The sequence below is a fragment of the Clostridium simiarum genome (assembly GCF_018919175.1).
Classification (GTDB): domain Bacteria; phylum Bacillota; class Clostridia; order Clostridiales; family Clostridiaceae; genus Clostridium_L; species Clostridium_L simiarum.
The window spans coordinates 197,587-223,899 of sequence record NZ_JAHLQL010000005.1; the positions used below are offsets into that span (position 1 = coordinate 197,587).

Annotated in this window: 23 protein-coding genes; 9 read left to right on the forward strand and 14 right to left on the reverse strand. The window is 28.9% G+C overall.

The features are described from left to right. Positions 1–141: 141 nt before the first annotated feature. A complete protein-coding gene (locus KQI89_RS14110) occupies positions 142–1,674 on the forward strand; it encodes a thiol-activated cytolysin family protein (RefSeq protein WP_216457580.1) in 1,533 nt (510 codons plus the stop codon). A 581-nt stretch (positions 1,675–2,255) separates the two neighbouring features. Here the strand turns inward: KQI89_RS14110 and KQI89_RS14115 are convergent. The 5 genes from KQI89_RS14115 to KQI89_RS14135 form a co-directional block, all read right to left on the reverse strand. Next, the gene (locus tag KQI89_RS14115; protein ID WP_216457581.1) at positions 2,256–3,515 is read right to left on the reverse strand and encodes a helix-turn-helix domain-containing protein; all 1,260 of its coding nucleotides are present in this window, start codon (positions 3,513–3,515) and stop codon (positions 2,256–2,258) included. A 38-nt stretch (positions 3,516–3,553) separates the two neighbouring features. Further along, positions 3,554–4,858, reverse strand: coding sequence for a helix-turn-helix domain-containing protein (locus tag KQI89_RS14120; RefSeq protein WP_032120770.1), 1,305 nt, complete (start codon positions 4,856–4,858; stop codon positions 3,554–3,556). A 287-nt stretch (positions 4,859–5,145) separates the two neighbouring features. After that, positions 5,146–5,325 carry a YtxH domain-containing protein gene (locus KQI89_RS14125; RefSeq protein ID WP_246583126.1) on the reverse strand — a complete coding sequence of 60 codons (180 nt, stop codon included), beginning with the start codon at positions 5,323–5,325 and terminating at the stop codon, positions 5,146–5,148. Between the two features lie 100 nt (positions 5,326–5,425). Further along, on the reverse strand, positions 5,426–6,361 hold the full coding sequence (locus KQI89_RS14130) for a ribonuclease H1 domain-containing protein (RefSeq protein WP_216457582.1): 936 nt from the start codon (positions 6,359–6,361) through the stop codon (positions 5,426–5,428). Positions 6,362–6,384: 23 nt separating this feature from the next. Beyond that, a complete protein-coding gene (locus KQI89_RS14135) occupies positions 6,385–7,338 on the reverse strand; it encodes a YkvA family protein (RefSeq protein ID WP_216457583.1) in 954 nt (317 codons plus the stop codon). A 211-nt stretch (positions 7,339–7,549) separates the two neighbouring features. Here KQI89_RS14135 and KQI89_RS14140 point away from each other — a divergent pair, with 211 nt between their 5' ends. Further along, on the forward strand, positions 7,550–9,277 hold the full coding sequence (locus KQI89_RS14140) for an ATP-dependent metallopeptidase FtsH/Yme1/Tma family protein (protein WP_216457584.1): 1,728 nt from the start codon (positions 7,550–7,552) through the stop codon (positions 9,275–9,277). A gap of 151 nt (positions 9,278–9,428) precedes the next feature. On the opposite strand, the gene KQI89_RS14145 is transcribed toward KQI89_RS14140, so the two are convergent. After that, positions 9,429–10,424, reverse strand: coding sequence for a rhomboid family intramembrane serine protease (locus KQI89_RS14145; protein ID WP_216457585.1), 996 nt, complete (start codon positions 10,422–10,424; stop codon positions 9,429–9,431). A 92-nt stretch (positions 10,425–10,516) separates the two neighbouring features. Here KQI89_RS14145 and KQI89_RS14150 point away from each other — a divergent pair, with 92 nt between their 5' ends. Next, the gene (locus KQI89_RS14150; RefSeq protein ID WP_216457586.1) at positions 10,517–12,175 is read left to right on the forward strand and encodes a hypothetical protein; all 1,659 of its coding nucleotides are present in this window, start codon (positions 10,517–10,519) and stop codon (positions 12,173–12,175) included. Positions 12,176–12,215: 40 nt separating this feature from the next. Here KQI89_RS14150 and KQI89_RS14155 read toward each other — a convergent pair whose 3' ends face one another. The 4 genes from KQI89_RS14155 to KQI89_RS14170 all read right to left on the reverse strand — a co-directional run bounded on the left by KQI89_RS14155 (position 12,216) and on the right by KQI89_RS14170 (position 16,838). Further along, entirely contained in the window at positions 12,216–13,274 is a 1,059-nt protein-coding gene (locus KQI89_RS14155) for an HD-GYP domain-containing protein (protein WP_216457587.1), read from the reverse strand. Between the two features lie 128 nt (positions 13,275–13,402). Next, positions 13,403–15,196 carry an oligoendopeptidase F gene (gene pepF / locus KQI89_RS14160; protein WP_216457588.1) on the reverse strand — a complete coding sequence of 598 codons (1,794 nt, stop codon included), beginning with the start codon at positions 15,194–15,196 and terminating at the stop codon, positions 13,403–13,405. A 138-nt stretch (positions 15,197–15,334) separates the two neighbouring features. Continuing rightward, entirely contained in the window at positions 15,335–15,733 is a 399-nt protein-coding gene (locus KQI89_RS14165) for a DUF6762 family protein (protein ID WP_216457589.1), read from the reverse strand. 199 nt (positions 15,734–15,932) lie between these two features. Further along, positions 15,933–16,838 (reverse strand): metal ABC transporter substrate-binding protein, encoded by a 906-nt coding sequence (locus KQI89_RS14170; RefSeq protein ID WP_216457590.1) that lies wholly within the window; start codon positions 16,836–16,838, stop codon positions 15,933–15,935. A 178-nt stretch (positions 16,839–17,016) separates the two neighbouring features. Here KQI89_RS14170 and KQI89_RS14175 point away from each other — a divergent pair, with 178 nt between their 5' ends. The 3 genes from KQI89_RS14175 to KQI89_RS14185 are packed head-to-tail and all read left to right on the forward strand — an operon-like array spanning position 17,017 to position 18,900. Beyond that, positions 17,017–17,682, forward strand: a complete 666-nt coding sequence (locus KQI89_RS14175; RefSeq protein ID WP_216457591.1) for a metal ABC transporter ATP-binding protein — start codon at positions 17,017–17,019, stop codon at positions 17,680–17,682. Positions 17,683–17,689: 7 nt separating this feature from the next. Further along, complete coding sequence (locus KQI89_RS14180; protein ID WP_216457592.1) at positions 17,690–18,481, forward strand: metal ABC transporter permease; 792 nt, start codon at positions 17,690–17,692, stop codon at positions 18,479–18,481. A 5-nt stretch (positions 18,482–18,486) separates the two neighbouring features. Beyond that, positions 18,487–18,900 (forward strand): Fur family transcriptional regulator, encoded by a 414-nt coding sequence (locus KQI89_RS14185; RefSeq protein ID WP_216457593.1) that lies wholly within the window; start codon positions 18,487–18,489, stop codon positions 18,898–18,900. A 75-nt stretch (positions 18,901–18,975) separates the two neighbouring features. Here KQI89_RS14185 and KQI89_RS14190 read toward each other — a convergent pair whose 3' ends face one another. Both KQI89_RS14190 and KQI89_RS14195 read right to left on the reverse strand, forming a co-directional pair. Then, complete coding sequence (locus KQI89_RS14190; RefSeq protein ID WP_343216380.1) at positions 18,976–20,271, reverse strand: NCS2 family permease; 1,296 nt, start codon at positions 20,269–20,271, stop codon at positions 18,976–18,978. A 131-nt stretch (positions 20,272–20,402) separates the two neighbouring features. Next, positions 20,403–20,957, reverse strand: coding sequence for a manganese efflux pump MntP (locus tag KQI89_RS14195; RefSeq protein WP_216457595.1), 555 nt, complete (start codon positions 20,955–20,957; stop codon positions 20,403–20,405). A gap of 329 nt (positions 20,958–21,286) precedes the next feature. On the opposite strand from KQI89_RS14195, the gene KQI89_RS14200 reads away from it, so the two are divergent. After that, positions 21,287–22,507, forward strand: a complete 1,221-nt coding sequence (locus KQI89_RS14200; protein WP_216457596.1) for a 6-phosphofructokinase — start codon at positions 21,287–21,289, stop codon at positions 22,505–22,507. 182 nt (positions 22,508–22,689) lie between these two features. Here the strand turns inward: KQI89_RS14200 and KQI89_RS14205 are convergent, their stop codons facing one another. Then, complete coding sequence (locus tag KQI89_RS14205) at positions 22,690–23,205, reverse strand: ferritin family protein (protein WP_216457597.1); 516 nt, start codon at positions 23,203–23,205, stop codon at positions 22,690–22,692. A gap of 24 nt (positions 23,206–23,229) precedes the next feature. Next, positions 23,230–24,522: an aminotransferase class V-fold PLP-dependent enzyme gene (locus KQI89_RS14210; RefSeq protein WP_216457598.1), complete on the reverse strand. Its 1,293-nt coding sequence runs from the start codon at positions 24,520–24,522 to the stop codon at positions 23,230–23,232. A gap of 142 nt (positions 24,523–24,664) precedes the next feature. Between KQI89_RS14210 and KQI89_RS14215 the strand changes: the two genes are divergently transcribed. Both KQI89_RS14215 and KQI89_RS14220 read left to right on the forward strand, forming a co-directional pair. Continuing rightward, positions 24,665–25,591, forward strand: a complete 927-nt coding sequence (locus KQI89_RS14215; RefSeq protein WP_216457599.1) for a hypothetical protein — start codon at positions 24,665–24,667, stop codon at positions 25,589–25,591. A 21-nt stretch (positions 25,592–25,612) separates the two neighbouring features. Next, positions 25,613–26,299, forward strand: coding sequence for a DUF4397 domain-containing protein (locus KQI89_RS14220; protein ID WP_216457600.1), 687 nt, complete (start codon positions 25,613–25,615; stop codon positions 26,297–26,299). Positions 26,300–26,313 lie beyond the last annotated feature (14 nt).

Below are 26,313 nucleotides of genomic sequence, written 5' to 3' on the forward strand. Positions count from 1 at the left end.
AGGTCTAATTGTATTTATATGCAAAACATTATGCATGAAGATCTTTTGTAAATATTTTATATGGTTAAATATCTATCTTTTGGATTTGATTTCTATGGTAAAATTATGGTATGATTTATATAAAGGAAGGGAATGAATTGTATGAATATTCTGAAAAAACTTAACAAGAACAAATTGTCATTCTTCTTATTGGCTAGTTTGTGTATTATGAATTATCCAGGCGCTGCCTTTGCAGAAACCTCTCCATTTATTTTGGCAAGTGAGGCCATTAAATCCACTGATATTGATACTGGCATAGCAAACCTAACCTATAATAAAGATGAGATTTTAGCCACAAATGGCGATAAAATAGAAAGCTTTGTCCCAAAAGAAGGCTTAAATTCAAAAGGAAAATTTATAGTGGTTGAACGCAATAAAAAATCACTTACAACTTCACCAGTGGATATTTCAATTATTGATTCTATGAGTAATCGTACATACCCAGGAGCGTTACAGCTTGCAAACCGTAATTTTATTGAAAATCAACCTAATATTCTAATGTGCAAGAGAAAACCTTTGAATATTAGCATAGACTTACCAGGTATGAAAAATGAAAATACAGTAACAGTTCAAAACCCAACCTATGGTAACGTCTCTGGTGCCATCGATGAACTAGCGTCCACTTGGAATGAAAAGTATTCTGAAACAAACACTTTACCCGCAAGAACACAATATTCAGAAGCTATGGTTTATAGTAAATCACAAATATCAAGTGCTCTTAATGTTAATGCTAAAGTTATTGATAACTCACTAGGAATTGATTTTAATGCTATAGCAAATGGTGATAAAAAAGTTATGGTTGCGGCATACAAACAAATATTTTATACCGTAAGTGCAGAACTACCTAATAATCCATCAGAACTTTTTGATGATAGTGTTACTTTTGAAGAGCTAACTCGTAAAGGAGTAAGCAATGAGGCGCCACCTGTTATAGTATCAAATGTAGCCTATGGTAGAACAATTTATGTGAAATTAGAAACCACATCTAAGAGTAAAGATATCCAAGCTGCCTTTAAAGCATTGCTTAAAAATAATAATGTAGAGTCTAATGCACAATATAAAGATATTTTTGAAGAAAGCTCCTTTACTGCGGTAGTATTAGGAGGAGACGCAAAAGAACATAATAAGATTATCACAAAGGACTTTGATGAAATTCGAAATATAATCAAAGATAATGCAGAATTCAGTGCTAAAAATCCAGCATATCCAATTTCATATACAAGCGTTTTCTTGAAAGATAATTCAATTGCTGCAGTTCATAATAAAACAGATTATGTGGAGACTACATCAACAGAATATTCTAGGGGTAAAATAATTCTTGATCATTATGGTGCCTATGTAGCACAATTTGAAGTATCCTGGGACGAATTTTCCTATGATGACAATGGAAAGGAAGTACTAACCCATAAAACTTGGGCAGGAAATTATCAAGATAAAACAGCTCATTACTGTACAGTAATACCACTGCCTCCTAATTCAAAAAATATAAGAATTTTAGCAAGAGAGTGTACAGGCCTTGCTTGGGAATGGTTTAGAACAATTATTGATGAATATGATGTACCATTATCAAATGAAATAAGAGTTTCAATTGGAGGAACTACATTATACCCTACAGCTAATATCAAGTTTAATTAAATACATTAACTTTTAATATTTAACTCTAAAACTTTTAGCGGTAAATAACAATCATTATAGTTATTTACCGCTAATTTTTTATTTTCTTTTAGATTAGTTCCATTCTACTTTTCGTTGTTACGAAAGGATAACTCTCCTCCTGATCCATCTAAACCTCCAGAATTCATAATAAAAATAACTATATCTTACTAAAATGAAATACCTATTTGAAACCCATTGTTCCAGTTTATATGCGAAAATAAGAATAGTCATTTTCTTATTTTGTTATCCTTGTAACTTAAAAATAACAATAAACATCTATATTTTAAATGCTATTCTTCTTTCAAACTAAATATGCATTTTAACTACAGAATGAATTATTAAAGTCAAAAGAATGCAAAGTAAATTCCATTCTGTAAGAAGAAATTAATATTTTAAAAGAAAACTTTAAATTTAAAAAACAGCTTGAAAAGCTAGAAAAGGAAAATCTTTTTCTTCAAATAAAAAGGCTATATTTAAAAAATACAGCCTTTTTTACCTAAAAATCTCTTTAATCAAAAACCTCTAAGGATTTGCTAAAAAATATTTTTTATCTCATAAGTTTACATCTTTTTCTGAAGTCCAAGAGCTAAGGTAAAGTATTTTATAGACTCGTTTACTTCTTCAAGTTTATGATACATATCTCCCATTTCTATATATCTATTATATCTTTCCTGTTTATTTGCATATTTAAATAAAGCGTCTGTAGAAAGATTCATATACATTTCAGCTTGATCATACTTTCCTGCCTTTTGAAGGATAATTGATTTAAAATAATAGGCTCTCTCTATGTATCTTATATTATCGCAATCTATAGCAAAATTTAAAGTTTCATCACAAATAAACTGTGCTTCATCCAATATATTATTATTTGTTAACTCTTCTATGCATCTTAACATGTATTCTACTAAAGACTGTTTATTATCCTTAGGATATGTGTTTAAACCATTTTTAACATACTCCGTAGCTTTTTCTTTATCTCCAATTTCAAACATTGCTGTAGCATAATTTAGTATGGCATTTGCCTTCCTTCCAAAATCATCCTTGAAATATTTATAAGATTTAGACTCATATTCTTCAAAATTATCTTTACCCATCTTTAATGATAATATAGCTAAAAGATGATATATTTCTGCGTTTTTGATATCCTTATTAACATGCTCTAAAAGGTCTATAAGTCTTACTGCAACTTCGTAGCATCTTTCATAATCCTCTAACATCATGTAGCAAGCAGCTTCATTGTAAGTTACAGTACTTAGCATATCATAATCTTCTATATTTTTTTCTCTTATATACTTCCTTACAGAATTATAATAGGTAGATGCTTGCATATATTCCTTGTTCATATAAAGGTACCTTGCCATATCTTTATAATATACAAGATGATTATTATCAGACTTCGATTTTTGACATAGGTCGTAATATTTAGAGTTTATAATCTGTATATTTTCAAACTTACCTATCTCTATGTATCCATTAAACAAAATATGCATTATTTCAAAGCTTAAATCATTGTAATTATAATCTAGGGCATATTCTAAATTATATTGAAGCTTTTCTTCCACATCACTATTAAATTTTTCATCCTTTAACACATCTATATTGGCCTTTATTTGTTCTTCCACATCTTTCATAAGGTAGTCCACATCTAGCTCAAGCTTATCAGCTACATATTCTATTATCCATTTCTCTGGCTTAATTTTATCATTTTCTATGCAACTCATTTTAGACACAGATACTTTATCTTTACATATATCTTTTAAAGTCGCACCTTTATATATCCTAGCCCTTTTAATTTTTTCTCCTGTAGATAATATTTCCATGCTTTATCACACCTATCCAATATAACAATTATTTTCTACTAATTATCTTTAATGATTCCAAGCTTTTTAAACATTAGTACCCCTTCATTTAGGTATTTAGCTGCTCCTTTATCGTCCCTATTTTCTATATAAAACTTACCTAGTATTATAGCAATTTCAGCTGCCTCTTTATAACACTCCATATTTCTTGCAAAATTAAGAGCCATAATTAAGGTGTTTTCAGCCTGTGAAAGATTTTCTTCTAAAAGCTCAACTCTATACTTTAAAAGGTAGTACTTTATTAATGCGTCGTTATCCCCATCACTTATATTAGAAGATATCTCCTCTAAGGTTTTTTTGCAATTTTCATCATCTTTAAGTTTTATATAATTCTCACAAATATTTATTATAGTTTCTATAATTTTAGGGTCCTTATTTTTAGAACGCATCTCCTTGGCCTTATTTAAGTGTTTAAAGGATTCTTCTATATTTTCAAACTCATAAAATAGCTTGCCCAAATTGTTTTCAACTTCCGATATTTGGAATGAATCTTCTAATTCTCTAAATACATCTAAGGTTTTCATTGAATATCTTATAGCATTATCTACGTCACCTTTTTTATTATATTGTTCTGCTAATAAAAGCAATGAATTAGCATAATCCTTTTTATCATCTAGTTGACCAAATCTTTCTTTTGCAAGATAAGTATAATTTATTGCTTTATCTAAACTTTCTAGTTTATAATATGTATTTGCCATATAATAGTATATCTCACCTATTAGAGCATCATCTCCTATATTGTTATCTAAAAAAGCTTTTTCTGCCTGTTGAAGATAACTATTAGAAGAATGGTAGGCTTTTACTTCAAAGGTTATTTTACCTAAATTTAAGAATGTATGTACAACCTCTTCAAAATTATTATTTTTTATAAATATAACATTTGCTGAAAGAAAGAATTGTTGAGCAGGTCCATATTCATCTTTAGACTTGTGAATAGTAGCTCTTAAATATAGATTTCTTGCCTTTCTATATTCTAGGTTATATCTTTCTGCATAATATAAGGCCTTTTCAATATATTGTGAGGCTGTGTTTAAATCTCCATTCAATATATTTGCCTCCGCCATATTTTCAAAAAATAAACAAATTTTTTCTGCTTGACTCTCTTCAGACTCCATGAGATAATCCACAGAGGTCCTAAGCGTTTCTGCTAGGTATTCTAATAAATCCATACTAGGATTTGATTTCCCAGACTCTACCAAACTGATTTGTCCTGGAGTTATTCTATCTCCTGCTAAATCCTTTAATGTCATATTAAGTTCTTTTCTTCTACGTTTAATCTTTTCTCCTAAAGACAATATCTCCATAATCACTCTTCCTTTACTGAAGTTATATGTTTAATAAAATTAAATCTTTGCATGAATATTCTGTTTTATTATAACATATTTTTAATGTAAACCATATGATTTTTTTCTTTTATATAACAAAATATTTAATTTTTCATTGTTTATCCAAGATTTTATTGTAAATCTAACCCATATAACTAATTATATGTAAAACTTATATTTTTTTTATAAGTAACTATTAAATATATTTTAATTAAATATATTTAAAGCAGTTCAAATAATATTGAACTGCTTTAATAAATCTATTCTTATCTCATCCAATTTGACATTCCACTATACATGTCTGTTGCCATATTCTTTATAGCCTTCCCTGATCTTCTTATTTTTTTCTTTGTCCTTTTGTCCATATCTGGACTCATCATCATTCCCATAGCAGCTCCTATAATAGCTCCTGTTGTCATTCCTGTCATAAATTTATTATTACGCATATTTAACCACCTCTTTAATTATTTTCTATAGGTAGTTTATGCATTTTTTATAATCTTAATCATTGTAATAATTGGAGATTATTATTTTAATATACTAAAACTATTTGTTTTCAATACAACTTATTATTATATCTTCTTTAATTTCGTCTTTTAATGACTTTAAATATTCCCTTGCATCACATTCACTTTTAGCATAAGCTTCTTTTAATTTTTCCATTATAAAGCATAAATTTTCTTCTTTAATTTTTTCTATATTATTTGTTTTTTTTATATCACTAGTAACATGTATATTTTCTTTAACAGTTTCTTTTATTAGTCCTTCTATTTCAGCTAATACTTTTTTATCTTTTATTTTAATAGTTGTGTTTTTTAATAGCTTACTAACAACACCTTCAATTTCTACTCCTGCTGCTAACTTAGCCAGTTCATCTGCTACTTCGTTATATAAGTCTAAAGTATGGCTATCTACCTTAACAAAGGTTATTTTCAATCCCATATCTTTCATAAATCTATTCATCTTATCATAATACTCTTCTGAAGACTTCTCTTTTCTCTCCCAGTATCCTGTGGCATGATGACTTATGCCTTCATAATCATGAAAGATAACAATATGATTATACCCATAATCTAAGGCATATTCCGCAGCTCTAATGGCTCCTTTAAGCTCTCCAGCTATCTGTCTTAAATTTTTTAGGCTATCATCTTCTGGACAGCCTTTTTCAGCATAAATAATCTCATCTTTCATTATAACTACAAGACCATATCCATATATACCTGTAGATGAATTGAAGCTTCCATCAACATATATCTGTGGTACATCTGTAGGATAATTATCTATACCTTTTTTAAGCAATCTATTTTCTTCCTTTAAAAAGTCTTCAGCTTCCTTTAAAGATGAAAAACTCTTGTATTTTGCTCCCTTTACCCCTTTAACATATTTTAAGCACTGATCCCAAGTTTCAACAATTATATCTCTTACTTCTTCTTTATTTAAACTATCATAACCTTCTTTTATGGCATAAACTTTTTTTCCCATCTGTTACCTCGCTTTATGACTTTTTATACAAATTTTAAGACAGTGTTATACAATTTATCTACATTTGTTCCTCCACTAAATTTGTTTATGTAATTTAATGTTTCTTTTAAAACCACAATTATATTATTCTTACCTTCCCAATTTTCTAATATTATTGGTAAAGGTACATCATTAACTATCCTATTTAAAGCAAAGAAAGCTACTGCAAACTCATCTATTTTCCCTATAAACGGTATTTTATTTGGTATTATATCAAATGGCAGTGTCAAATATGCTATAGAAGTTCCTAATGCAATTTTAGTTTTCATCTTAACTCTATTGTCTTTAAATATCCTGTATATTAAAGATAATATATCCGGCACAATCATAGCCCATTCCACAGCTTCTTTATACTTTTCTGGAACTTTTTCCTTTACTGTCTCTCTTACATCAGAATAACAATCTTTAACTTTTTCTATAGTTGTAATATTACTATAGTCTATCTCTTCCTTCTCTTCTTCTTCTTCAATTTTTAAAGACTCTGTGCTTTTATTTAATGATACTAACACATCTTTTACTGAAACCTGAATGTATCCCTTTAAAAGCTCAATATAATCTAGTTTAAAGGTTACATAAGGCACCGCTTTCAATAATATATCTAAATCTAATGTAATATGATCCTCATTAACATTTATACCTTTTTGCTTTAAAGACTCTATTATCTTCTTTAAAGTATAGTTTTTAATAGGAGATATAACCCCTAACTTATAAACCTTGATAGAAGTTAGTTTTAAATTTATTTTATTATTATAGAAGCTTCCAAAAGCTAAAGTAAGCTTAAAAGGTAAATTTACAACTTTTTTATATTGTCCAAATACTTCTATAAATTCATTTATAGCAATAGATTCAATCTTTAATCCTTCAACCTTTACATATTCATCTATTATCCCCATTAAATCTAATTCAGATAATTTGGCATTAACTTGAGAAACCAACATAATAATCCCCATCCTTTTAGAAGTTTCTTATCTTAATAGTATATCATGGTAATTTATTAATTCACAATAGTTACAAGAATTAATAGCTGTTTTTAATGACATAAGTTAACAAGGTAAATTTTATGATTTTCATTAGACAAGATATTAAAAAAGATTATAATATATTATGTAAACTAAATTCAGGAGTTATATCCTGTATCGGGAGGTTAAGATGAATAAATTAAAGAAAAAATACTTATTAATACCTGTGTTAATAGCTGTATTATCTCTAATATATTTGATAATAGTAAATAAAACTATAAAAGTTAACAACTACAAAGATTACTCTCAATTTGTAACTGATATGAATAACAATACTATTGATAAAGTATACCTTTCAGCACAGGATTCAATGAAAATAAAATTAAAAGATGGTACAGAATATTTCACGGATAACCCAAGAAGTATAACACTTAAAGAAGATCTATTAAAAGTTGGAGCAAAGGTTTTAGAAAAAGATGATTTATCTCTTTCTCAGCTGATTCCTTCTTTATTATTAGGTTTTTCCTCTTTGATATTACTTTCTTATTTCGTTAAATCTGTAGCCACTAGTGGAAGAGGGTTAAAATCTGTAGATTCCTTAGATGCTAAAGCAGCTACAGATGTTAAGTGGGACTTTAATATTATGGCAGGAAATGAAGAGGCAAAAGAAAGTGTTATGGATATTGTAGATTATCTTAAAAATCCAGAAAAATACTCAAAGTATGGTGCTAGGATGCCAAAAGGAATCATACTATATGGGGAACCTGGTACGGGTAAAACCCTATTAGCTAAAGCTGTAGCTGGAGAAGCTAATGTACCTTTTTATGCTATGTCCGGTTCTGATTTTGTGCAGGTTTACGTAGGTGTTGGTGCTAGTCGTATAAGGTCCTTGTTTAAAAAGGCAAAAAGCCACGGAAAGGCTGTTATATTTATAGATGAAATTGATGCTATTGGTAAAAAACGTGATTCTTCCAAGGCAGGTGGATCTGATGAAAGAGATCAAACATTAAATGCCTTATTAACAGAAATGTCAGGATTTAATGAGCACCACGGTATAATTGTAATGGCAGCTACAAACAGACTAGATATGCTTGACTCTGCACTTCTTAGACCAGGTAGATTCGATAGACATATTGAAATTACTCTTCCTGATGTTAAGGCAAGAGAGGATATTTTGAATCTTCATTTTAAAAATAAGCCTTATAAAAATATAAATATAAAGGACTGGGCGAAAAATACATCTTTATTTTCTGGAGCTAAATTAGAGAATCTAGTAAACGAATCTGCTATACTTGCCTGTAGAGAAGGTAGCGAATTCATAACTCATGAGCATTTAGATAAGGCATTTTCTATTGTATTAGCTGGCTATGAAAAGGTAAATAAAGATTTCTTAGATGAAAAATCTAAATCCATAACAGCTTATCATGAAATAGGACATGCTTTAGTAACAAAGAAGTTATTTCCAAAAGAAAAAATCTCTAAGGTAACTATAATACCAACTACAAAAGGTGCTGGTGGATATACTTTAAGTATTCCCGAGGATACATCTTACGAAAGCCTTACCTACCTAAAAAACAAAATCATGGTTTTCTTAGGTGGAAGAGCCGCTGAAGAAATAATATTTGGTAAGGAACATATAACTACAGGAGCTTATAATGATTTAAAACAATGTACAACCTTAATGACAAACATGCTTACAGAATATGGTATGGGTAACTCTCTTGGATTGTTAAACCTATCCTCAATCCAAGAAAGATTTAATGTATCAACTTCAGATATTACAATGGAATGTAAAGAATTATTAAATGACCTATATGAAAAAACAAAGGACCTCTTAATAGAAAACCTAGATGAATTAAACACTTTATCAGAGAAACTTTTAGAAAAAGAAACTCTCTATACCAAAGACTTATTATAATGTTTAATCCTTAGTTTAAATTAGACTTTACTTATAGCTAGTACCTAACTTTTACAAGATTTAAATAAGTTTTAATAAAACCCTTAGAAAACAATTTTTAGTTTTTCTAAGGGTTCTTTTTGTACTAATTTATTATTTTAAACTATAGCTTTTATGATTTCTCTTTAAATAAAATCCATGAAATTATTATTCCACCTATAAGGCCTCCAATATGCCCAAAGTTGTCTATATTTGAAATACTTATTCCTATAAACACATTTACAGCTATAACTGATATTATATTTTTCAGGAACCCTTTTCCTATTTTGTCCTTCATTTTAAATGCAAAAATTAAGCAAGCTCCTAAAAGCCCAAAGATAGCTCCTGAAGCTCCTACAGAAGTGCTTTTAGAGAACATATAAGAAGCTAAAGACGATGTAATTCCTGAAAAAAAGTATATAATTATAAACTTTCCTCTTCCATAAAAACTCTCTACAACTTCACCTGTAGCTTTAAGAGCGTACATATTTAATACTACATGTAAAAGTCCTCCATGTAAAAACATAGCAGTTAAAAGCCTATAATATTGCCCTTGTCTTATAAGTATGTTGTTTTTAGCTCCTAAAAATAATAGTACTCTTATATCTATATCTACTATACTTCTAGACAAGTATACCGATAATATAAAAATTAATATATTTATAATTATAAGTGCATAGGTAGCTTTATGGCTAACTATTGAATTTTTTATATCACTTTTCTTTGCCTTAATATCTTTATTTCCTTGGGCTGTTTTTTCAATTAGTGTAGAAAAATTTTCTATACCTTGACTTTGTCCCAATAACTTTCCATCCTCAGAATCTAATAGTATAAAATTATAATTATAATCGCCTGATAAATTTAAAGGTTCTCCCTTAAAATCATCTAATATTATATTGTTCAAGCTTAAAGACTCAATACCCTTAGATCTCATATATTCTAAGGCCATAAAATTCTTCTTTGCAAAATCTTTTAATGTAGAAAATATAACTACAATTGCACTGCCCTCATCATATCTTATAACTATCCAATCTTTAGAATTATCTTCTGATATCTCATACTCTTCCACATTAAATCCATATTCTTTTATTAAAGCTGAAATAATATTATTAATATATTTCTCTCTCATAAGCCTCTCCCCTCTAGAATTAACCTATTTATAAATATAACAAAATCTAGTATAATTAAATATAGACTGAGTATAAAGAAAGCAGGTGAAGTATGATAAATTCCTTGCCCTCTAAAATACTAAGAACAACTTACATTTTATCCGCACTTATAATAATTTTAATTTATATACGTCCACCTTTTAATCAAAAACTATATGGAGAAGATTTAATATTTATAACCATAATGATTCTATCTTACATAATAATAGGAAAGTTTTCAATGAAATTAAACAATCTTTATTTTTCTTTAGAAGATTATATTATAGTAATACTATACTTTATATTCCAAATGAATCTTCTTATTTTAATAATGCTTATTAGTTTCTTATTATCCTCTATATTAGACATATTAACTACAGAAAATAAGAATAATATAAATTACAATAAATATATAATTAACTTATCCATATTAATGCTTACCTTATTATTTTCTCATAGATCCCTTTCTTTTATTAGGGAAATGTATAGTGGTAACATTAATTTAGTTTTATCCATACTCTTATTTTCTACATTTTTTACTTTATTCAACTATATATTATTACTAATTGATACTTTATTAAAAAATAAGTCTAAGGTCCAGGATATATTATCTAAAAAAGCTCTATACTATTTTTCTATTATATTTTTAACTTCTAGCACTATGTCTTATATAACCTTGTACCTTTATGAAATCTTTCAATATACCCTAGTAATAGTATTTACCTTATTTGTAATATTCTTAAGTTATACTTTTAATGCTATAGGAAATCTAAAGCAAGAAAATATTTTTCTTAATTCATTAATTGAAAGTTACAATAAGATGATATCAAAGTCTAGTTACACTAATAAATTATATACAGTTATCAATACAATAGAGACTATAGTACCTTTTTATTATTGTGGAATATATAACTTTATTGGTAATAACGAATATATATATCCTATCTGCAATAAAAATGAAGCAAATGTTGACTATGAGAACCTAAAAATAAAAAATTTAGGTAATAATCCCGTTTTAGACCTTATACAGTGTGGCAAATATTTTTATACTAAAAATGAAAATATTTTAAAGTATTTTTTCATAAAGAAGCATAATCCTAATATTGAATCCATACTCATATTTCCTATAAGCAATATAAAGGATACTCTTGGTTGTATTCTTATAGCCTTTGACAATTATTCTCCTTCAAAAAAAGAGATACTTCTACTAGAACAGTTAAGCAAAAGTGTAGGTGTATTTACTGAGGAAAAGATTTCTTCAATAGTGAGTAGAAAAAATATGTATACTAATTATGAAGATTTTTCAAGCATTTTAGATAAAAACATATGCGAAAAGAACCTTTTCTGTCTTTCTATAGTTGAAATAAAAAACTATGCAGAGATTTTAAATACTTATGGCATAGAGGTTTATGAAAATATAAAACTAAACCTTTCTGAGAATATATCTAAAGGCCTATCTTCTTTAGACTATATATTATGTAATAAAAAAGAAGATATAAAAATAATATTTAATCTCCAAGATGGCTTAAATGCTGGAAACAAGATTGAAAAACTAAAGAAAGATTTTACTAACTATAAATTTAATAATAAAATAGAAATAAAAGTACTTTATACTTTGGTAGAATACCCTATGGATGGAATAAATAAAGAAGAGCTTATATCTAAATCTTATAAAATTCTATATGAAAAAGGATTGAATAAAAATAACTTTCAATTAAAAAAACTCAACTGAATTTTAAAGTTCAGCTGAGTTTTTTATGTACTAATATATTTTAAATAGTATATTCTACACCTATATTTATCTCTTCTAGTAAATTTATTTCATGAAATGGGATTGGACGCCTAGTTGCACTATCATAAAGTACTCTTACTACTGGTCTATCTGGAAAGCCTTTGTTTTGTTTTATTACATACCCCTCTACTCCATTAGAAAGTCTTAAACAACATCCTAGAGGATATACTGCAAAAGTATTCCTAAAAGTCATAACTACCTCTTTATCAAAGAAACTGCCAGAACCAGCTAATATAAGTTCATAAGCATCTTTTGGGTTAAATTTACTTCTGTAACACCTGTCATTACTTACAGCGTCATATACATCACAAACTGATATTATTTTTGCATTTTGTGTTATTTCATTTCCCTTTAATCCAAAAGGATATCCTTTACCATCTACTCTTTCATGATGCTGTAATACAGCATCTATAATTTTTAAAGAAAGATTAGAATTTAATTTTAATATTTCAGCCCCATATACAGGGTGTTTCTTCATTTCTAAATACTCCATATCGGAAAGAGCAGATGGCTTATTTATTACATCCTTATCAATCTTAACTTTCCCAATATCATGGAGAGTAGCAGCTATCCCTAGGTTTACAAGTTCTTCTCTACTCATATTCATGTTTATCCCCAAAAATGTGGCCATTATTCCTGTATCTATGCTATGTACAAAAGTATAATTGTCATGAGTTTTAATGTCATTTAAACTCTTATTTACATCCCCAAACTCTATGACATAATTCATAAGTTCTTCTACTTTTGTTAAAGATTCTCTTAAATCTACTCTATCGTTAGATATAAGTTTTTTTATTATGTTAGACATATTTTTTACAGTATTTAATTTTAGTTCATTAAGTTTAGCATCTTCTAAATCTAAATCTCCAAGTCTCTCATCTTCAACATAGACATAAAGAACATCTAATTGCCTTAATTTTTCTATGTAGCTATATGTTAAACTAACTCCTGCTCTTAATAAAACTTTTCCATCTCCTGAAAAAATACTTTTAGCTAATGTATCCCCTTCTTTAACTCTTGATATAAATTCCAGTCTCATAACTCACCTCATATAATTCTTTTCCCTACATAACAATATAATTATACTATTTTCTTCAAATAATTTCACTATATTATTATAAAAAAAGGGAAGGATAGTAAATCCTTCACTTTTTCTTACAATAAAATCTATTTTTCTAACATATCTAATAATTCATTAAATCTATTTATAGTTGCTTCTAAAGGTTTTGGAGTAGTCATATCCACACCTGCTTTTTTAAGTATATTTATAGGATAATCGCTTCCTCCACTCTTTAAGAATCCCTTATATCTTTCTACTGCCTTTTCTCCATCTTCTAATATGGATTTAGCAAAAGCACTTGCAGCTGCATAACCTGTAGCATATTGATAAACATAAAAATCTCTATAAAAATGAGGTATCCTTGCCCATTCCATATCTATTTCTTTATCTACTATCATGTCTGGTCCAAAATACTTAACATTTAAATCATGCCATATAGTGCATAAATCATTGTTATTTAACGGGTTTCCCTTTTCAATGCTTTCATGAACCACAAGCTCGAACTCAGCAAACATAAGCTGTCTGAACACTGTAGTTCTTATTTGTTCTAATTCTTGATTTATTAAATAAAGTTTTCTGTTTTCATCCTTCTCTTTATCTATTAAATGATGAATTAAAAGAGCTTCATTAGTTGTAGAAGCTACTTCTGCACAGAACAAGGTATAATTAGCATATATAAATGGTTGATCTTTTCTTGAATAATATGAGTGAATAGAGTGACCCATTTCATGAGCTAAAGTTGAAACATCATTTATATTATAGTTATAATTAAGAAGTACATAAGGCATACTATCATAGCATCCCCAGGAATATGCTCCTCCCCTTTTTCCCTTATTCTCAAATACATCTATCCAACCTTTATTAACTCCTTCTTGGAATATATTTAAATATTCTTCTCCAAGAGGCTTAAGTCCATCTTTTACTATATTTACTGCATCTTCAAACTCGATGTGCTCCTTAGGTATATCTATTACTGGAACATATAGATCATACATATGTATTTCATCTAATCCTAGTAACTTTTTCTTTACTCTAACATATCTGTGTAGTGAATCAATATGTTTGTTTATAGTATTTATAGCATTATGATACACCTCTACAGGTATATTATTTGGCTTTAATGAACTTTCTAATGCAGACTCATATTTTCTAGTTTTTGAAGAAAATATGAAATTCTTCACTGATGAAGTTAAAGAGCTTGTTAACGTGCTTTTAAATTTACCATAGGTGTCAAATAAAGCCTTAAATGCTTCTTCTCTTACCCTTCTATCTTTTGATCTTATAAATGTACCATAATTAACCTCTGTAAGCTCAACTTCATTTCCCTCCTCATCCTTTATAACAGGAAATGTCATATCTGCATTAGTGAGCATTCCAAATATATTAGATGGTGCATCAAGACAATCTGATACAGAAGCAAGTACCTCTTCTAATTCTTTAGAAAGTACATGTGGCTTCATTAATAATATATCTTCTATCATAAAGTCATACATATTTAATTCTTTTATCTCTTTTATATTCTTTCTTAATTCCTCTTCAGGTAGAGATAATATTTCCGGAACAAAAAAAGCATTCATACTACCAAGCTCTGCTAAATATCCATCAATTTTATTTTTTAAAGTTTGAAAGGTTGTATTAGCTGTATCTTCGTCTGCTCTTAAATGTGCATATACAAATATCATTTCTGCTAATCTAGAAACCTCTTCTTTTAACTTTAAGTAAGACAATAATTCTTTAGGATCTTTTAGCTTCCCTGAAAATTCTTTTAGCTTAAGAGCCTGATTTTTTAATTTTTCAAAATCCTTTTCCCAATGTTGAACATCTTCATAAACTTTTTCTATATTCCACTTATATTTTGATTCTATTTCGTCTCTAGTTTTTAACTTTTTTACTTCTGCCATAAAAAAACCCTCCTTACAAAAGCTTATATATTAATAATGTATCATAGCTTATATTTAATTTCCATTGAAATTGTACGAAGATTCTTAAAATCTGTATATGTTTTTCATAAATTCTGTTTTAATATTTATTTGAAAATATTAAATATACTCTTCTTTTTTATCTTCTATATCTTTAAATACTTTTTCCATAGTCTCATCTATAATATCACAGAGTTCATTTATCTTATCCGCCATTATTTCATGCTCATTGTCATAAGGAAACTTTACAATCCATGTTGGATTATAGTCATCATCCTTATCTTCAATTGTATATCCCCTTTCAGCAAAAGCTTCTGTGTCAAAGAGATCAAATATAGCTGAATACTCCCACTCCTCTACATCTTTATTAGTATCAAAGTAAAGGTTGACTTCCCCATCTATACAATACAACTTTCTTACATAGACAGCTCCTTCACCAACTTCATAACTACCTAACTCTTTTAAAAATAAATTAGTATCTTTTTCTCTTTCCATAAGCACTAAAGATGAAAAATCCATATTAATCCTCCTTAATAATATAAAGTATTACTTAATTATTATGTATTAATTGCAAAACAAATATTAGGATGCCTTAAAACAAATAATATAATTAACAAGTCACCTTGAATAGTATGATAAATTTATCAAGGTTATACTTATTATATATTATTTATGATTTTAAAACATCCTAAAATATCATTTGTTATATCATTATCTCTTACGTTAAACTATTATATATTTTCTCTAAGTTTTCTTTCATGGTGTTAATATAATCTCCTTCTGACTCTAAGGTATTAATAGTATCTACCTTTGCTCCAACTTCCTTAGCTATGGTCTCTGACACCTTAGGGCTAGCATTCTCTTCCATAAAAACTGTTTTTATTTTTATTTTTTTACTTAAATCTATTAACTCTTTTATCTTTTGAGAAGTAGGCTCTCCTTCTGCAAATACATCTTCTACACTATGTTGCTGAAGACCAAAATCCCTACATAGGTATGCAAATGCAGCATGACCTGTTACAAGGTCTTTTCTTTCAAGAGATGTTATTTTCTTTTCATATTCTGCTTTTAAGTCATCTATTTTTTTAGAAAATTCCTTGTAGTTACTTTCGTAGTAATCCTTATTGTTAGAATCAACTTTAATTAGTCCTTCTTTAATATTATTAGCTTGAACTTTTGCTTCCTTAAGGCTTAGCCAAACATGTGGGTCAAACTCTCCATGTTCCCCGATTTCATCTCCTGAATTTTTTATTAAGTCTGCCTCTTTAAAAGCTTCTATTATTTGTAAATTCTTATTATCTATACTTTTTAACATATCCTTTGCCCAAGGCTCCATGCCTAGTCCATTATATATAAATAAACTTGCCTTAGAAAGGCTAGCTATCTCCCTTGGTTTTGGTTCAAAGTCATGAGCTTCTACTCCACTTGGTACAATAGTAGTAAGTTCAATCTTATCTCCACCTATAGCCTTTGTAAGTTCAGCCATAGCATTGAAACTTACAACTACAGATACTCTCTTATCAACTTTATTATCCGTTTTTTCTGTATCCTGTGTACTTCCACATCCCACTAAAAATACTAAAAGAAATAACGGAATCATAATCTTATATAATTTACCTTTCATTTTTCCCTCCTAAATATGTATTAATTTCTTGCAAATCATTCGCAATTATGTATATAATAATACATGAGTTAATTGTTGTCAATATATTGCTTTTTTATACTTTTAGAATTATTTAACCTAAATTAATATAGAAATTTATATGTTTATTTAAACCTATAAGCACAAGGAGATGAAAAACTTGATTCAAATAAAAAACTTATGTTTTTCTTATGAAGGTTCTGAGCCTTACATCTTAGATAATGTTAATTTGCATATACCTGAGGGTAGTTATTTTTCAATAGTAGGTGAAAATGGTAGCGCTAAAAGCACCTTGATAAAACTTATATTAAAATTATTAAAGCCTGTTAAAGGATCAATAGAATTAGGTACTTCAAATATTGGCTATGTACCTCAAAAGCTTGATAGCTTCAATTCCCAATTTCCAATTACCGTTAAAGAGCTGTTAATTAATCATAAAAAGGTATCTAAGATAGATGATGCAAACTCTATTGAAAAAAGCTTAGATATAGTCTCTATGGGAGCATACAAAAATAAGTTAATAGGGAGTTTATCTGGGGGACAGCAACAAAAAATATTCATAGGAAGAGCTCTTATGGGATCTCCCAAGTTGCTGATATTAGATGAGCCCTCTACAGGCATAGACCTTCAAAGTCAAAAGGAAATATACTCTATAATAAAAAAATTAAATGTAGAAAAAAACATAACAGTTATTTCTGTAGAGCATAACTTAGATGCAGTACTCGAAAACTCCACTAATGTTTATGAATTAAGCTCAGGAAATGGTATTTTATATACCTGTAAAGAATATAAAAATAAAATCTTAAATGTTTATAAGGAAAGGTAGAATATACATGTTACAATATCAATTTATAAAAAATGCATTAGTGGCGGGAGTCTTTGTATCTATTCTCTGTCCTTTTGTAGGATTATTCCTAGTTTTAAAAAGATACTCAATGATGGGTGATACCTTATCTCATGCCTCTTTTGCAGGTATTGCTTTAGGCCTTATGACAAAATTAAATCCCCTTATTATATCTTTTGCATTTACTTCCCTTTGCGGATTACTTATTGAGTATTTAAGGACTTATTATAAAAGATATTCTGAGCTAGTGATGTCAATAATACTTACCCTTAGCATAGGTATTGCTATTTTAATAATGAGTACTGGGAAAGCAGGCTCTAACGTAAACTCTATATTATTTGGAAACATGCTTACAGTCTCAAAGTCTGATTTAATATGGATGGGTGCAATAAGTATACTATCCTTAATCCTTATATACTTTCTATATAACAAATTACTTTATGTTACTTTTGATGAAGAAGGAGCTAAGGTTTCTGGTATAAATGTATCCCTAATAAACTATATATTTACTCTTATAGTTGCTGGCACTATCTCTGTATCCATCAGGATATTAGGAGTTCTTGTAATTTCCTCTATGATTGTAGTTCCGGTAGCTACAGCCATGCAGTTAAAATTAGGATTTAAAAAGACATTAATATTTTCCATAATATTTGGATTTATAGACATATTTGTAGGTCTTGCTACTTCTCTTCTCTTAAACACAGCTCCAGGAGGAACCATAGCTTTGACCTCTGTGCTAGTATTAACTATAATATTATTAATAGGAAAATATCGTAGGTGAGGATTATGAATACAATAGATTTATTGAAAGATAGCTCTATAAAAGTAACTAAGGCACGAGTAGTAATATTTAATATAATTAAGGATAGCGAAGATGTGCTTACAGCAGATTATATTCGTAGTAAATGCTTAGAAAATAAAATAAATATAAATCTCTCCACTGTATATAGAACCCTAGAACTATTTGAAGATAAGCATATAATAGAAAAATTCGATCTTGGAGAAGGCAAGTATAATTATGTTCTAAAAAAACATAAGCATAACCATGTGTTAGAATGTAGTCTCTGCCATAAAGAAGTGGAACTTCAGTGCCCTATGCAGCAAATAGAGGAACTTGTAAAAAATAAAACAGGTTTTACTTTAATTGAGCATGAGTTAAAAATGAAGGGTATCTGTGATCAGTGTAAAAAACATAAGTGAAATAATTCCATACTTAAAAAGGTAGATTTTAAAAGGATATCCTTTTAAAATCTACCTTAATTTTTTAATTAATTTCTATCCAATAGCATGTAATATAAAATTAATTAAAAACATAATGGAAATTATATACATAGGTAAAGATACTTCTTTGTGCTTTTTACTTGCAAACTTTACTATAGGATAAGCCACAAATCCAAAGGCCATTCCATCCACAATACTAAAAGTAAGCGGTACCATAACTATGATTAAAAAAGCGGGAAACCCCTCTGTAAAATCATTAAAGTCTATATTTAAAGCATTTTTAATCATCAAACTACCAATTATTATTAAAATTGGAGCTATAGCACTATTAGGTATAATCTTAATAACTGGCATAAATACTATAGTTAATAAAAATAATATCCCAGCCACTAAAGAGGTTAATCCAGACTTTCCACCTGCTGCAATACCAGCTGCTCCTTCTATAGAAACTACCGTTGGACTCGTTCCAACCAATGCACAATTAATAACAGATATGGCACTAGCTTGAAAAGACTTTTTAAACTTTTCAGGCTTATGTAGCATTACATTTATCTGTCCATGAATCAATCCTAGATTTTCAAATATAAGTACAAGTAGTATAGAAAATGTAGCTACAATAAAGGAACTTGAAAACATATTGCTAAAATCTATATGCCCAATAACATCTTTATAGCTCTCTAAAGAAAAACCACTTAAGGTTACATTAGTTAAATCAACTAGTCCAAAACCTGCGGAAATAAGAGTACCTGCTATCATACTTATAAGAAAATTTCCTGGAACATCTTTTATAAATAATACTAGAGCAATTACAAGAGTTATAAGTGTTATATATACTGTGGGATTGCTTAGATCTCCAAGAGTAACAAAGGTAATTTCATTAGAAACTATTATGCCACTTTTTTGAAGTCCTATAAACGTAATCATAAGGCCAATTCCAACATTTATTGCTTCCTTTAAAGAAGTTGGAATAGATTCTGTAATTATTGCCCCAAGTTTTGTAAATGCAACTACAGAAAACAGTATACCTGCAATAAAAACTGCTGCTAATGCTTGTTGCCAAGATAATCCCATAGTTTTAACTATAGTATAAGAAAACATAGCATTAATTCCCATACCAGGAACTAATATCATAGGGGCTTTAGCCAAAAATGCAGTTAATAAGCATCCTACAAAGGTTGCTAATACTGTAGCTATAACTCCTGCTTCCATAGGTATACCCGCATCTGACAAAATAGACGGATTTACTGCTATTATATAAGCCGCCGCAAAAAATGAGGTTAATCCAGCTATTATCTCTTTTCTTGTTGTAGTCTCATTGGCTTTTAAATCAAATAAACTATTCAATTTTATCTTTCCTTTTCATCTTTTCCCTCTCCCACCCTCATCTACACTTATTATATGTAAATGCACTAATATTATAGCAAATAATATTATAAAATCAAGAAATTATTTTATAATTTAAGGTAGGAATTTTTTAAATATCATGTCCAAAACATCATTTTTAATCCCAAAATCACTAAAATTATACCCCCTATATAATCTGCGTATTTACAGATAAATTCTATTCTATGAAGAAATTTTGATATTATAAAAGCTATAAATGTAAGAATTAAAGTAACTAATCCTATAAATAAGCTACTTTCCATAAGAATAATAATATTTCCAATAGCACTTAAAGCAGTAAATCCCACTATTAATGCATCTATGCTAACTGATATTCCTAATATTACATACATCTTAGGATTTAACAGCAAATAGCCTTCTTTCCCCTCCATACCATTTTTTATCATCATAACTCCAACCATAGCTACAATAGCCCCCCCCACAATAGAAGGTATACAAGTTACATATTTATTGAATATGGTACCAGAATAAGCCCCTATAAATGCAAATAAAAATTGAAAAAAGGCAAAGGATAATAAAAAATAAATTTTATTTATAATCTTAATTCTACAATTAAGACCTATACTTAATGCCACTCCAAATGCATCTAGAGATAATGCTAAAGCTATTATAAATATAGATAAAAATGTCATATGTGATCCCCTCTCATATGAAGTGATTATTCCTTCAGATGTAGTTTGCTTAAAAGGAATATCTTCTGCATCTGAACCTTAGAAGAGTTAAAACATTTTAAAGATGAAATTTACCTTATAATTATATTATCCATTTTCATTTTAAATGCCATTTTTACTATATATTCAATAATATGTATATCAAATCTTATATAGCTTATTATGCTATACATTTTTACTAAAACCTCTTTATTTTTTTCATTTTTTATTATATATTATTAAATAGCGTATAATTTTACCCATACATATGTTATATAGCATATAATATATGTCGAAAGGAGATAACTATAATGTATAATTGTCTTATAGCTCAATCCGGTGGTCCTACTTCCGTTATAAATTCAAGTGTAGTGGGATTAGTAGATGAAAACAAAAAATCAAAAACCTTTGAAAATGTTTATGCAGGATTAAACGGTATAGAAGGAATATTAAATGAAAATATAATAAATTTATCACAATGTGATGAAAAAAAATTAAATGTATTTAAACTTACCCCTTCTTCTGGACTTGGATCTTGCAGATATAAAATGAAAGATTTTAATAAAGATGAAAGTGAATACAAAAGAATTTTTTCTATCTTTAACAAATTAGATATTAAAGCATTCTTCTACATAGGCGGTAACGATTCTATGGATACTGTGTCCAAGCTTAGTGAGTATGCTAAAAACAAAAACATAGATGTTAAAATAATAGGTATCCCCAAAACCATAGATAATGATCTTCCTATAACAGATCATACTCCCGGCTTTGGTAGCGCAGCTAAGTTTATTTCTACCGTTACTTTAGAAACTTATTTAGATTCTTCTGTATATATTAACAATGGTATATTTATACTAGAAACCATGGGTAGAGATGCAGGATGGTTAGCTGCTAGCTCATGTTTAGCAACCCTTAATAAAAAACCTATAGTAGATTTTATATATTTACCAGAAGTCCCTTTTAATGAAGAGAAATTTATTAAAGACGTAGAGAAAAAGTATAAAGAGCAAAACCATGTTTATATCGTAGCCTCAGAAGGATTAAAAGATAATACTGGTAATTTCTTATCCACATTAAAAACTACTGGATGTCATGATAACTTTGGACATGCTCAATTAGGAGGAGTAGGAAATTATCTTAAAAATCTTATTTTAAATAAGGAAATAACTACTAGAGTTAAATCTTTAGAGCTTGGAGTATTACAAAGATGTGCTATGCATATATCTTCTAGTACAGATGTAGAAGAGGCTTACAATGCGGGTGCCGCTGCTATTAAACTTTACCTCAAAGGTTCCTCTGGATACATGGTAGCTATTAAAAGACTTAACGGGAATTTATATAATACGGAATTTTTCTCTGTTAAAGCTTGTGATGTAGCTAATAATGTTAAGTATGTTCCTAAAGATTTTATAAATGCTGAAGGGAATGGAGTTAATGAAAAAGCTTATAATTATATAAAACCTCTAGTTGCAGGTAATGTTGAATTATTCTATGAAAATGACCTTATAGATTATTCTATTTTTACTAAATAATAATAACAATAATAAAGAAGAAGTAATATCCTAAAGCTCTTAATTTTTACATAAAGTAAAAACTAATATAGTGACCTATGGCTACTTTTTATTGTTCAAGGTGAATTCTAAAAGCCACTAATCACTGATTAAAATCTTCTATATTACTTCTTCTTTATTGAAAATTTTTAGATTGAAAACTATTATTTACTTATAGGTCCATAGCTATCCTTATCTAACTTTAATAAAACTGAAGTCAATTCTTCTATATGCTCTTTTTCATCTGCCGTAACTTCTTTAAATACATCCCTTATCTCATTTATAGGAATCATTGAAATATGCTGTTCATACAATACTACGGCTTCTAACTCTGATTTAATATCATCTCTTATATTATTTAGTATAATTTGATTTTGCATTTTAGAATCATGATTACTTAACTTAATATTAGTACTTATTTTTACGTCTTTATCTGCTTCAATATATTTACCATATTGTTCTGGATCATATTTTCTTATAAGTTGTAGAAACATACCATAATGTCGCTTTTCCTCCTCCATTATGTGTTGTAATATCTCCTTTAGTTCCTTAATGTCAGTATTTACTATTTGCTTATAATAATCATTTATAGCTATAAGTTCTGCTATTAAAGCCTCTCTTATAAGATTTACATAGGAAACTGGCACTCCTTGAGGTTGTCTTAATGTTGTATAACTCATAAACCCTCCTTTTTAAAATTAATATCACTGTTTTTGAAAAGAATAATTAATATAATCTAAAGCTTCTACTAATTTATCAATTTCCTCTTCCGTATTGTATATGCCAAAACTAATCCTAATCATTCCTGGTTTCATTGAGTTTGTATTGTTTTTATAGTGTTCAATCTCCTCCATGGATAGATTTAAAAGCTTTTGTACATAAGGGTGTGCGCAAAAGCAACCACTTCTCACTTCTATTCCATAATCCTTTGAAAGAATCTCTGCAGCCTTTTCGTGATAAATTCCTTTAATATTAAAGCTTACTATACCTAATCTATCCTTGTCCATCTTATGACTACCATATATTTCTATATACTCTCTCTGATTCAATTTATTTAGAAGATATTCTGTAAGTTTTCTTTCTCTTTTCTCTATATTTTCCATATCTAAACGCTCTAATAATCTTAGTGAAGATAAAAGAGCCACTACTCCCATAAAATTAGGTGTCCCTGCCTCTTCTTTAAAAGGAATTTCATCCCATATTACTTCCTTATCAGTTACTACCTTTACAGTTCCTCCTCCTGTACAATCTGGATCTCTTTCATCAAAGCCATCCTTTTTCCCTATGATAACTCCAATCCCAAAAGGTGCATACATTTTATGGGCTGAAAATACTAAATAATCTATAGCTTTCTTACCATCATCTTTCCAAACCTTCACCTTATTATGAGGTACTAATTGTGCACCATCAACTACAAGCTCTGCCCCATATTTGTGGCATATTTCAGATATTGTATCTATATCATTTATAAATCCTGTTACATTTGAAGCTCCAGTTATAGTTACAAGTTTAACTTTACCATTATAATAATGAAGTTTATCATAAAGACTTTCTAAAGATAATCTACCATCCTTATCTATACCTATATAATCTAAATTACACTTACCTCTCCAAGGCAAATCATTAGAATGATGCTCCATATGAGATGTTAGAACAATTTGATCTTTACTGGAAATTAATCTATTAGATAGTTTATTTAAACCCTCTGTGGTATTTTTCACAAAAATAACAGTATATTTATCTTCTGGAGCTGTAAAATAATTTAATATTACTTTCCTAGCTTCTTCATAAAAATTAGAACATATGCTTGATTTATACCCAACCCCTCTATGGATAGATCCATAATAGGATGAAAAATATCTTATATTATCCATTACATATCTAAAAGGGGGAGTAGTGGCCGCATTATCTAAATTTATGGTTTTAACTGTCTTGCCATTATCTAAAGTAATATAATGATTTATTTCAGAAAAAAGCTCCCTATAATCTATAAACATAAAAACCCCTCCTTATTATATTATTAATATTATTAGTAATTGTTACTAATTGTGATATATTTTTTATTTTACACAATATGGCAACAAAAGGAGCTTACTTACATATTATATTAATGTAATTTTATAAATGGAGGTTACATTTATGTATGAAGAGCAAGATTTCACGGATAGAAATCTGGATAAGGATGATGACATTAAATTTGTTCCGTTGATTCAGGACTTTGATAAAATGGAGCCTAGGATATGTCCTCACATGATGCAGCAAATGCCTATGATGAATCCTATGATACAGCCAGGCATGATGCAACAAATGCCTATGATGAACCCCATGATGCAACAAATGTCTATGATGAACCCCATGATGGATCCAAACATGATGCAGCAAATGTCTATGATGAACCCTATGATGGATCCAAACATGATGCAGCAAATGCCTATGATGAACCCCATGATGGATCCAAACATGATGCAACAAATGCCTATGATGAACCCTATGATGGATCCAAACATGATGCAGCAAATGCCTATGATGAACCCCATGATGGATCCAAACATGATGCAACAAATGCCTATGATGAATCCCATGATGGATCCAAACATGATGCAGCAAATGCCTATGATGAATCCCATGATGTGTCCACACATGATGCAGCAAATGCCCATGATGAGCCCTATGATGCAACCAGACATGATGCAGCAAATGCCTATGATGAATCCCATGATGCAACCAGACATGATGCATCAAATGCCTATGATGGAGAAAGACACTATAGAAAAAGCTCCTATGGTAAATCCATCAACCCCAACAAAAAAACCTACTACTACAAGAATAGATATGGAAGTTCCAGAGCTGAATTCACTAGCTCATGAGTTAAGCCAAAAAAACAAGTTTTTATTAGAAGAAGACTCTAGAAACATAGATGCAAAGGTGGAAAAGATATTAATAAAAATTGAAACCTCTCATCCTAGTATAATAAAAACTCTAATGGCTTACAGAATACCTTATCCTGTTGCCCAAAATATAATTAGAAAAATTATAAGAATTACACTTATGTATGAAGATGATTAATTAGTAAAAGGTGAAATTATAATGATGAATTCAAACTTTTATAATCATGGTTTTTATTACCCTTATGGATTACAAAATTTTAGTAGAGTAGAGTCTCTTCCTAAAATAAAAACTTATATAAGAATACTTCATGCTTCTCCTGATGCCCCTGCTGTAGACATATATGCCAACGGAACAGCTATTGCAAGAAATTTATCTTATAAAAATTTTACGCCTTATATTTCTGTTCCTTCTGGTTCTTATGAAATTAAAATATATCCAGCTGGAAGTATGGACAAAGCGGTTTTCACTGAAAAAATCGAATTAAATCCAAATTCCATATATACTATAGCTGCAGTTAACACTTTAGATAGTTTGCAAATTCTACCAATACTAGAACCTGCAACTACGAGTAAACCTAATTTCTCCATGTTAAGATTTTCTAATCTTTCACCTAATGCTCCTACGCTAGATTTAACTTATAGAGATAACACTAAATTATTTAAAAATGTTGAGTTCCAGGAGACTACATCATATATCCCTGTAGTACCTAAGGACCATTGGCTTGAAATAAGAGATAGCTTAACAGATAGAATTTTACTTACTATACCTAGCGTGAAATTACTTCCTAATAAATTTTATACCATATATACGGTGGGGCTATTAAATTCTTCTCCTCCACTGCAAATATTAGTTCCTTTAGATGGAGCTTCTTATCTAAAAACCTGATAAAACTAAAAGCC